The sequence below is a fragment of the Novacetimonas hansenii JCM 7643 genome (assembly GCF_000964405.1).
Lineage (GTDB): Bacteria > Pseudomonadota > Alphaproteobacteria > Acetobacterales > Acetobacteraceae > Novacetimonas > Novacetimonas hansenii.
In genome coordinates, this window is sequence record NZ_BANE01000305.1 from 1 (window position 1) to 671 (window position 671).

General features: G+C 65.4%; 1 protein-coding gene. It reads right to left on the reverse strand.

Features of this window, described 5'->3' with window-relative positions; genetic code table 11:
• On the reverse strand, positions 1-671 hold a 671-nt coding region (locus B7G66_RS18820), incomplete at both ends, for a DUF3363 domain-containing protein (protein WP_048859371.1).

Below are 671 nucleotides of genomic sequence, written 5' to 3' on the forward strand. Positions count from 1 at the left end.
CCGGAGGCCAGCACCATGCGCTGACGGTAGGTGCCCGTGACATACTCCCCCGATGCCGACTGGCTGAATGTCCGGCCTGTCTCGCTGGCCAGCCGCTCTCCAGCCTCGTGAAGCTCCCGGCCCCTGAGTTTGGCGATCAGATTGCGTGCAAGGACTATCCCCTGTGCGCGGCGCTCGGCAAACCCCTGCTCGATCAGTTGCTCGGCGCGCCGCTCCATCGCGTCACGTACTTCGCCGCCAAAACCCACCTGCCCCAATACGACAGGATCACGCGCCACCGCCTGCCGGTCTAGCCAGGTGGCCCCGCGTGCCGTTACCTGATTCTCGATCGACAGATCAGAGCGCACGGCCAGGGAGTCCTCCTCGGCGTGAATAGCGGATCCGGCCTCGCGTACCACGCAGGGTACCGAAGCCGTCTTCGCCAGTTTCTTCTGCTTCACCAGCAGTTCGAGGGCACGGAAACGCCGTCCGCCTGCCGGGACTTCGTAAGTGCCGGTCTCGGCCCCTTCGCCATCAAGCACGGGACGGACGTTCAGGCTCTGCAGCAGCCCGCGGCGCTCGATGTCGCGGGCGAGTTCCTCAATCGACAGGCCGGATTTCACGCGTCGCACGTTGGACTGGGACAGGACCAGCCGGTTGAACGGGATGTCGCGGGACGAACTCAGGGTGAT